General features: G+C 70.3%; 6 protein-coding genes and 2 pseudogenes. 6 read left to right on the top strand and 2 right to left on the bottom strand.

All coding sequences use genetic code 11. The features are described 5' to 3' along the window. The 5 genes and pseudogenes from ACT4N8_RS13595 to ACT4N8_RS13575 all read left to right on the top strand — a co-directional run. The coding region (locus tag ACT4N8_RS13595) for an XrtA system polysaccharide deacetylase (protein ID WP_444858657.1) at window positions 1–678 on the top strand (678 nt) is incomplete at its 5' end. Further along, window positions 675–1730 (top strand): FemAB family XrtA/PEP-CTERM system-associated protein, encoded by a 1056-nt coding sequence (locus ACT4N8_RS13590; RefSeq protein ID WP_444858656.1) that lies wholly within the window; start codon window positions 675–677, stop codon window positions 1728–1730. The genes ACT4N8_RS13595 and ACT4N8_RS13590, both read left to right, overlap by 4 nt. Continuing rightward, entirely contained in the window at window positions 1727–2941 is a 1215-nt protein-coding gene (locus ACT4N8_RS13585) for a TIGR03087 family PEP-CTERM/XrtA system glycosyltransferase (RefSeq protein WP_444858655.1), read from the top strand. The genes ACT4N8_RS13590 and ACT4N8_RS13585 overlap by 4 nt, the downstream gene beginning before the upstream one ends. After that, window positions 2938–4464 carry an exosortase A gene (gene xrtA / locus ACT4N8_RS13580; protein WP_444858654.1) on the top strand — a complete coding sequence of 509 codons (1527 nt, stop codon included), beginning with the start codon at window positions 2938–2940 and terminating at the stop codon, window positions 4462–4464. Before ACT4N8_RS13585 ends, xrtA begins: the two co-directional genes overlap by 4 nt. A gap of 6 nt (window positions 4465–4470) precedes the next feature. Further along, a pseudogene (locus ACT4N8_RS13575) lies at window positions 4471–6348 on the top strand (XrtA/PEP-CTERM system amidotransferase); the annotation flags it as partial. Between the two features lie 10 nt (window positions 6349–6358). Here the strand turns inward: ACT4N8_RS13575 and truA are convergent. Further along, the gene (gene truA / locus ACT4N8_RS13570) at window positions 6359–7111 is read right to left on the bottom strand and encodes a tRNA pseudouridine(38-40) synthase TruA (RefSeq protein ID WP_444858653.1); all 753 of its coding nucleotides are present in this window, start codon (window positions 7109–7111) and stop codon (window positions 6359–6361) included. Then, window positions 7108–8004, bottom strand: coding sequence for a methionyl-tRNA formyltransferase (fmt, locus tag ACT4N8_RS13565; protein ID WP_444858658.1), 897 nt, complete (start codon window positions 8002–8004; stop codon window positions 7108–7110). The genes truA and fmt overlap by 4 nt, the downstream gene beginning before the upstream one ends. A 91-nt stretch (window positions 8005–8095) precedes the next feature. On the opposite strand from fmt, the pseudogene ACT4N8_RS13560 reads away from it, so the two are divergent. Continuing rightward, window positions 8096–8193 (top strand): annotated as a pseudogene (locus tag ACT4N8_RS13560) (recombination mediator RecR); the annotation flags it as partial.

The raw sequence follows: 8193 nt of genomic DNA, 5'->3' as shown, positions 1-8193 counted from the left end.
CTGGGCTGGGTCGCCGAGCGCCACCCGGCGCTGATCCGCCGCATCGCCGAGGCCGGCCACGAGGTCGCCAGCCACGGCTGGGACCATCGTCGAGTCTTCACCCTCAGCGAGGCCGAGTTTCGCGCCGACATCGTCAAGGCGCGCAAGGCGATCGAGGACGCGTCGGGCACGGCCGTGACCGGATATCGCGCGCCGAGCTTCTCGATCGATCCGCGGACGCCCTGGGCGCATGCGGTGCTGGCCGAGCAGGGCTATGCCTATTCGTCCAGCGTCGCGCCGGTCGCGCACGATCATTATGGCTGGCGCGAGGCACCGCGCTTCGCCTGGCGTCCGGTCGGCGGCGCCGACCTGATCGAGCTGCCGGTAACGACGCTCGACCTCATCGGCCGGCGCGTCGCGGCGGGCGGCGGCGGCTTCTTCCGAATCCTGCCTTACGCCTTTTCCAGCTGGGCTGTGGGGCAGGTGAACCGGCGCGAGGCGCGGCCGGCGATCTTCTATTTCCACCCCTGGGAGATCGATCCCGGCCAGCCGCGCGTCGCCGACGCCTCGATCAAGTCGAAGCTGCGCCATTACACCAACCTCGAAGGCATGCGGCCGAAGCTCTTGAAGCTGCTTCGCGCGCACGATTGGGGCCGCACCGACGAGGTCGCGGCGACGGAAGCGGCGCGGCTGCAATGAACGCGCCCGCGCCCTTGAAGGTCGCGGTCCGCCCCGCCGATCTCGCCAGCGCCGCCGAGCGCGCCCGGATCGACGAATTCGTCGCCGAGGCGGCCGAGGGCACGATCTTTCACCGCCCGCAATGGAGCGCGGCGGTCGATCGCGGTTGCGGGCAGCAGGCGCATTATCTGCTCGCCGAGCGCGGCGGGGCATTGGTCGGCTGCCTGCCGCTCACTCATGTCCGCTCGCGCCTATTCGGTGACGCGCTCGTCTCGGCCGGCTTCGGCACGGGCGGTGGCATCCTCGGCGAGGGCGCCGCGCCGCTCGCCGAAGCCGCCTGGGCGCTCGCCCAACGGCTTGGCTGCGGCTCCGCCGAACTGCGCGGCGGACCGGTTCCGCAAGGCTGGGCGACCAGCGAAGGCATCTATGCCAATTTCGATCGCGACCTGCCCGGCGACGCCGAGACCCTGCTCGAATCGATCGCCCGCCGGCAGCGCGCCGAGGTCAAGCGCGGCCTCGATTTCGCGCTGGAGACGTCGGCCGGCGGCGACGCCCGTCATCGCGATGCGCATTTCCGTGTCTATGGCGAGAGCGTCCGCAATCTCGGCACCCCGATCTTCCCCAAAGCCCTGTTCGCCGCGGCGCTCGATGCGTTCGGCGACGAGGCCGACATCGTCGCGGTCTGGAAGGACGGCAAGCCGCTCGCCGCCTTGCTCAACTTCTATTTCAAAGGCACCTGCCAGCCTTTCTGGGGCGGCGGCATTTTCGCGGCGCGACACTGGCGCGCCAACGATCTGATCTATTACGAGGTGATGCGCCGGGCGATCGAGCGCGGCTGCACCCGCGCCGATTTCGGCCGCTCCAAGGTCGGCACAGGCCCTTGGCAGCGCAAGAAGATCTGGGGCTTCGCCGAGACGCCGCTCGTCTATGCCGTGCGCACCGCGAGCGGCGTGGCGCCGCGCGAGGTCAACCCGCTCAACCCGAAATACCGGTTCAAGGTCGCGGCCTGGCGGAAGCTGCCGCTGTGGCTCGCCAACCGCGCCGGCCCCCTGATCGCGCGGGGGTTGGGATGAAGGACATCCTCTTCCTCGCCCACCGCATCCCGTTCCCGCCGGACCGGGGCGACAAGATTCGCTCGTGGCACTTGATCCGGCACCTCGCCAGGTTGGCGCGGGTCCATCTCGCCTGCTTCGCCGACGACGAGGCCGATGCGGCGCACCTGCCGGCGCTTCGGGAAGCGCTGGGCGGCCGGCTCGGCGAGGCGCATGTCGAGGTGCGCCGCGCTGGCAAAGCCGTGGCGGGCGCCCGCGCCTTGCTCGCCGAAAAGCCGGTCTCGCTGACCCTGTTCGACAGCGACAGGCTGCGCGGCTTCGTCGCGCGGCTGCTGGAGCGGGACGAGGTCGGAGCGATCTTCGCCTATTCCGGCCAGATGGCGCAGTTCGTGCCGGAGGTCTGCGCGCAGCGCTTCGTGATGGATTTCGGCGACGTCGATTCCGCCAAGTTCGCGCAATATGCCGAGGACGGGTCCGGCCCGATGCGCTGGGTCTGGCGGCGCGAAGCGGTCAGGCTCGCCGCCTTCGAGAAAACAACGGCAGCCCGCGCCAACGTCTGCACCTTCGTCAGCGAGGCCGAGGTGGCGCTGTTCCGGTCCCGCACCGGGCTCGGCAACATCCGCGCGCTTTCCAACGGCATCGACTTCGCCTTCTTCGATCCCGAAGCAGACTTCCCGCGCCCAAGCGAGGCTGAGCGGGGCGAGGGGCCGGTTCTGCTCTTCACCGGTCAGATGGATTATCCACCAAATATCGACGCAGTGACCTGGTTCGCCCGCGAGGTGCTGCCGCTCGTGCCCCGGGCGCGCTTCGTCATCGCCGGCCGCGCGCCGACCGCCGAGGTCCAGGCGCTGGCAAGCGATCGGGTGATGGTGACCGGGGCGGTGCCGGACATCCGCTCGTGGCTCGCAGCTTGCGATTTGGTGGTGGCGCCCTGGCGCATCGCGCGCGCCATCCAGAACAAGGTGCTCGAGGCGATGGCGATGGCGCGCCCCGTGGTCGCCTCGCCGCAAGCATTCGAGGGGATCGAAGCCGAGCCGGACCGCGACCTGATCGTCGCCGACGGCGCCGAAGCGATGGCGGAGGAGATCGCCCATCTGCTCGACGACCGCGCCGCGCGGGACGCACTCGGCGCGGCGGCGCGTGCGCTCGTCACCCGAAGCTACAGCTGGGAGCACCGCCTCGCGCCGCTCGCCGGGATCGTCGCGCCGGCGGGCCGGAAAGCGGCGGCATGACCGTCGCGCTGCCCATCGCCCGGCCGATCGCTCCCTCAGCTTGGCGCACGCACCTCCTCGCGCTCGGCGCCCTCGACGCGGCGATCCTCGGCCAGATCGTGCGCGACGCCGCCGACAAGGCGGTTTACTGGTGGAACAACGCGACCTTCAATCATTGCCTGCTGATCCCGCCGATCATCGCCTGGCTGGTCTGGCAGCGTCTGCCCGAGCTCAGGCAGCTCAGTCCCTCCGCCTGGCCGGCGGGGCTCGCTTTGCTGGGCGCCGGCGCGCTCGCCTGGCTGCTCGGCGAGGCGGGCGGGGTGGCTTTGGTCCGCCACTTCGCGCTGATCTTCATGCTGCAGGGCGCGGTGATCGCCTGCCTCGGCTGGAACGTCACGCGCGGCCTCGCATTCCCGATCTTCTACGCTCTCTTCCTCGTCCCGGCGGGCGCGGAGCTGGTGCCCTGGCTGCAGACGGTCACCGCCGACATCGCCATGGCCCTGCTCGGCATCTCGGGCGTGCCGGCGCATCTCGAAGGCATCTTCATCACCACTCCGATCGGCTATTTCGAGGTGGCGGAGGCCTGCGCCGGCGCGCGCTTCCTGATCGCGATGGTCGCTTTCGGCGCGCTCGTCGCGAATGTCTGCTTCCGCAGCTGGCCGCGGCGGATCGCCTTCATGGCCGTCGCGATCGTCGTCCCGATCCTCGCCAACGGCGTCCGCGCCTGGGCGACGATCTACGTCGCCGAGCAAACCGGCAGCGTCGAGTTCGCCGCGAGCTTCGACCATGTGATCTACGGCGGTGTCTTCTTCGCGATCGTCATCGCCCTGATCCTTGCCGCCGCCTGGCCCTTCTTCGACCGGGGCACCGACGAGCCTTGGCTCGACCGTCTGAGCTTCCGCCCCGGACCGAAACGCTCGCCGCTCGCCTTCACCGCGCTCGCCGCGCTAACTCTCGTGATCCTGCCGCTCGCCTGGACCAGCGCCATCGCAACGACCGGTGTGAACGAAGTACCTTCGGAATTCGCGCTCCCGGACGTGCCGGGCTGGCAGCGCGTCCCGGCGCTCGACCGCATCGTCTGGCGGCCTTATTATGCCGGCGCCGACCTCTTCCGCATCGCCCGCTACCGCGATTCGGCCGGGCGCGAGGTCGATCTCGCGATCGCCGTCTATGCTCGTCAGTCCGAAGGGCGCGAGCTGGTCGGCTTCGGCCAGGGGGCGGTCGCGCCGGACGGCGCCTGGGCGTGGACCGGCGACGCGCCCGCTCCGCCGAACGGGCGGGCGGAGCGGATCGGCTCGCACGGGCTGGTGCGCGAGGTCGTGAGCTTCTACCGAATCGGCGATATCCTGACGGGGAGCGCGATGGGGGTGAAGCTGGAGACGATGAAGGCACGGCTGATCGGCGGGCCGCAGCGGGCGGTGGCGGTGCTCGTCTCCGCGCCGCAGCCCGCGACCGGGACCAGCGCCCGTCCGCAGATCGACGCCTTCCTCGCCGCTCTGGGGCCGGTCGAGCGACTCGCCGACCGCGCCGCCGGCCTGGAGTAGGCCCTAATGTGCGGCATCGCCGGCATCTTTCACCCGGACGTACCCAAGCCCGTCGATCCGGCGCGCGTCGAGGCGATGGCGGCGACTCTCGCCCATCGCGGCCCTGACGGGGCGGGCGTCTGGACCGCGCCGGGCGTCGGCCTCGGCCATCGCCGTCTCGCCATCGTCGATCTCTCCGACGCCGGCGTCCAGCCGATGCTGACCCCGGACCGCCGCATCGCGATCAGCTTCAACGGCATGATCTACAATTTCCGCGAGGTCCGCGCCGAGCTCGAAGCCAGGGGTCACCGCTTCGTCAGCGAGAGCGACACCGAGGTGATCCTCGCCGCCTGGCGACAATGGGGACCGGATTGCCTCTCGCGCTTCAACGGCATGTTCGCCTTCGCGCTCTACGACGCCGACCGGGACGCGCTCTTTCTCGCCCGCGACCGGCTCGGCGTGAAGCCGCTTTTCTACGCCGAGCTCGGTGATGGCGCCCTGATCTTCGCCTCCGAATTGAAGGGTCTGCTCGCCCATCCGCGCCTCCGCCGCGCGCCCGATCCGAAGGCGATCGAGGATTTCCTCGCTTACGGCTACGTCCCCGACGACACCTCGATCGTCGCCGGCGTGCAGAAGCTCCCCGCCGGCCATTTCCTGCTGGTCCGACGGGGCCATGCCGTGCCCCAGCCTCTGCGCTGGTGGGACGTCGACTTCTCCAACCCCGACCGGCGCCCCGCCAAGGCGCTCGAGGAGGAATTGGTCGCGCGCCTCCGCGACGCGGTGACCTCGCGCATGGTCGCCGACGTGCCCTATGGCGCGTTCCTCTCCGGCGGCGTCGACAGCTCGGCGGTCGTCGCCTTCATGGCCGAGGCGAGCCGGGGCGCGGTCGAGACCTGCTCGATTGGCTTCGACGAGGCCGACCATGACGAGACAAGCTATGCGCGCGAGGTCGCGACCCGCTTCGCCACCAACCACCGCGAGCGGATCGTCGCCGCCGACGATTTCGCCCTGATCGACCGGCTCGCCGACGCCTTCGACGAGCCCTTCGCCGATGCCTCCGCCTTGCCGACCTACCAGGTCTCCGCGCTCGCCCGCGAGAAGGTGAAGGTTGCCCTCTCCGGCGACGGCGCCGACGAGGCCTTCGCCGGCTATCGCCGCTACCGCCTGTTCATGGCCGAGGAGCGCGCGCGCCGCCTCCTGCCCGGGCCGCTCGGCCGTCTCGCGGGGGCGCTGGGCGGTATCTATCCGAAAATGGACTGGGCGCCCCAAGCCCTGCGCGCCAAGACTACATTGCAGGCGCTGGGACAGGGGAGCGGCCTCGCTTATGCCAATGCCGTCGGCGTCACGCCCGAGGCGATCCGCCGCCGCATCTTCACCGCACCCTTGGACGGCCATGTCGCCGAGGCCCGCTATGTCCGCGCCATGGCGGAGGCGCCGGCGAGCGACCCGCTCTCCCGCGCCCAATATGCCGATCTCAAGCTCTGGCTGCCCGGCGATATCCTCACCAAGGTCGACCGCACCTCGATGGCGGTCAGCCTCGAAGCGCGCGAGCCCTTGCTCGACCACCGCCTGATCGAGTTCGCCGCCCGGCTCCCGGCTCGTATGCGGTTGCGCGGCGGCAGCGGCAAATGGCTGCTCAAGCGCGCGCTCGCCGATCGGCTGCCCGATGACATCCTCCACCGGCGTAAGATGGGCTTCGTCACTCCGGTCAGCGCTTGGTTCCGGGGCCCGCTCGCGGCCGAAGCGGCGGCGATCGCCCACGGCTCCGCGCTCGCTGAAACTGGCTGGTTCGATTCAGCCGAGATCGCCCGCATCGCCGCGGCCCACCAGAGCGGCCGCGCCGATCACGGCCGCCTGCTCTGGCAGCTCTTCATGCTCGACAAATCGCTCCAGCGCCTGTTCGGCCTCGGCGCGACTAATTCTCGTCGCCCGGATAGGACGCCCCGACAAAGTAAAGCCCGTCGGGCGGCGCGTTGAAGCCCAGCGCGGCGCGGTCCTTCGCCTCCAGCGCCGCTTTCAGATCCGCCTTCGTCCATTTGCCGCGCCCGACCAGTTCGAGGCAGCCGACCATCGAGCGCACCTGATGGTGGAGGAAGCTCCGCGCCGCCGCCTCGATCTCGATCACTTCGCCCAGCCGCCGCACGGTCAGCCGGTCGAGCGTCTTGACCGGGCTCTCCGCCTGGCAATGGGCGGAACGGAAGGTGGTGAAATCGTGCCGGCCGACCAGCACCTGCGCCGCCCGGTTCATTTCGTCCGCATAGAGCACGACCGGCACCCGCCACGCACGCCCCGCGTCGAGCGCGAGCGGTGCGCGCCGGTTGGCGATGCGATAGCAATAGCGCCGCCCGACGCACGAGAAACGGGCATGGAAGTCCTCGTCCGTCTCCTCTGCCGAGAGGATCGCGATCGGCTGCGGCCTCAGCTTGGCATTGGTGCCGTCCATCAGCCGATGCGCGCCGATCGGCTTGGCGATGTCGACATGGGCGGTCATCGCCAGCGCATGGACCCCCGCGTCGGTCCGCCCCGCCGCGTGGAGCGTCACGTCTTCATGCGTGATGCCCTGGATCGCCTCCTCGATCGCCTGCTGCACGGAAGGGCCATGCGCCTGCCGCTGCCAGCCCATATAGGGCCGCCCGTCATATTCGATGGTCAGCCGGAAGCGCGTCATCCGAGCCGTGTGCCCTTCGGGATCGCGAAGCCGCGCAATAATTCGTCGGGGCCCATCGCCACCCGCCCGGCGCGCTGGACGATGGTCGGGATCAGAGCGCCGCCGCCGCAGGCGATGGCGAGATGGTCGTCGATCACTGTCCCGGGCTCCGCCGCGCCCGGCACCGGCTGCGCCGCGAGGATACGGATGCGCTCGCTTCCATGGTCGAACCAGGCGCCCGGCGGATTGAAGGCGCGGATCTGCCGCTCGACTTCGATCGCGGGGCGGGAAAAATCGAGCCTGGTTTCCGCTTTGTCGATCTTGGAAGCATAAGTGACGCCGTCTTCCGGCTGCGGCACCGGCTCCGGCTTTTGCGCGAGCACCTCGACCATCAGCCCCGCGCCAATTTCACCCAGCTCAGCGGTCAGTTCGCCCGCCGTCTTGCGTCCGACGGGAGTCTCGCGACAGGCGAAGACCGGGCCGGTGTCGAGGCCCTTTTCCATGCCCATGATGCACACGCCGGTCATTTCGTCGCCGGCGAGAATGGCGCGCTGGATCGGAGCGGCGCCGCGCCAGCGGGGCAGGAGCGAGGCGTGGACGTTGAGGCAGCCGTGCCTCGGCGCATTGAGGATCGGCTCGGGCAGGATCAGCCCGTAGGCCGCGACCACCGCCGCATCGAGATCGAACGCGGCGAACTCCGCCTGCGCCGCCGCATCGCGCAGGCTCGCGGGCGTCCGCACCGCGATCCCAGCCGCCTCGGCGCGCCGCTGGACGGGGGAGGGGGTCAGCGCCTTGCCGCGCCCCGCCCGCCGCGGCGGCTGGGTGTAGACCGCCACGACCTCGTGCCCCGCTTCGAGCAGGGCGTCGAGCGTCGGCACGGCGAAATCCGGCGTTCCCATGAAGGCGATGCGCATGGTGTCCGTCATTGCGAGGAGCATCGCGACGAAGCAATCCCGTTCGTGCGCCGGATTGCGTCGTTCCGCTCGTAATGACAGAGGAGGCGTCATGGCATCGCAGGAAATCGAGGCGCTGACCCAGGCGCTGGCGCGGCTCCCCGGCCTCGGCCCGCGCTCGGCGCGCCGCGCGGTGCTGCACCTGATGAA

The organism is Sphingosinicella sp., assembly GCF_052387495.1.
GTDB lineage: Bacteria > Pseudomonadota > Alphaproteobacteria > Sphingomonadales > Sphingomonadaceae > Allosphingosinicella.
Note: the sequence above shows the minus strand (reverse complement) of the source record. Positions and strands in the feature narration are given on the sequence as shown.

Bases quoted from the DNA above. Each gene is read 5' to 3' on its own strand.
- ACT4N8_RS13590 (WP_444858656.1), top strand. From the start codon at position 675: ATGAACGCGCCCGCGCCCTTGAAGGTCGCGGTCCGCCCCGCCGATCTC.
- ACT4N8_RS13585 (WP_444858655.1), top strand. From the start codon at position 1,727: ATGAAGGACATCCTCTTCCTCGCCCACCGCATCCCGTTCCCGCCGGAC.
- xrtA (WP_444858654.1), top strand. From the start codon at position 2,938: ATGACCGTCGCGCTGCCCATCGCCCGGCCGATCGCTCCCTCAGCTTGG.
- truA (WP_444858653.1), bottom strand. From the start codon at position 7,111: ATGACGCGCTTCCGGCTGACCATCGAATATGACGGGCGGCCCTATATG.
- fmt (WP_444858658.1), bottom strand. From the start codon at position 8,004: ATGCGCATCGCCTTCATGGGAACGCCGGATTTCGCCGTGCCGACGCTC.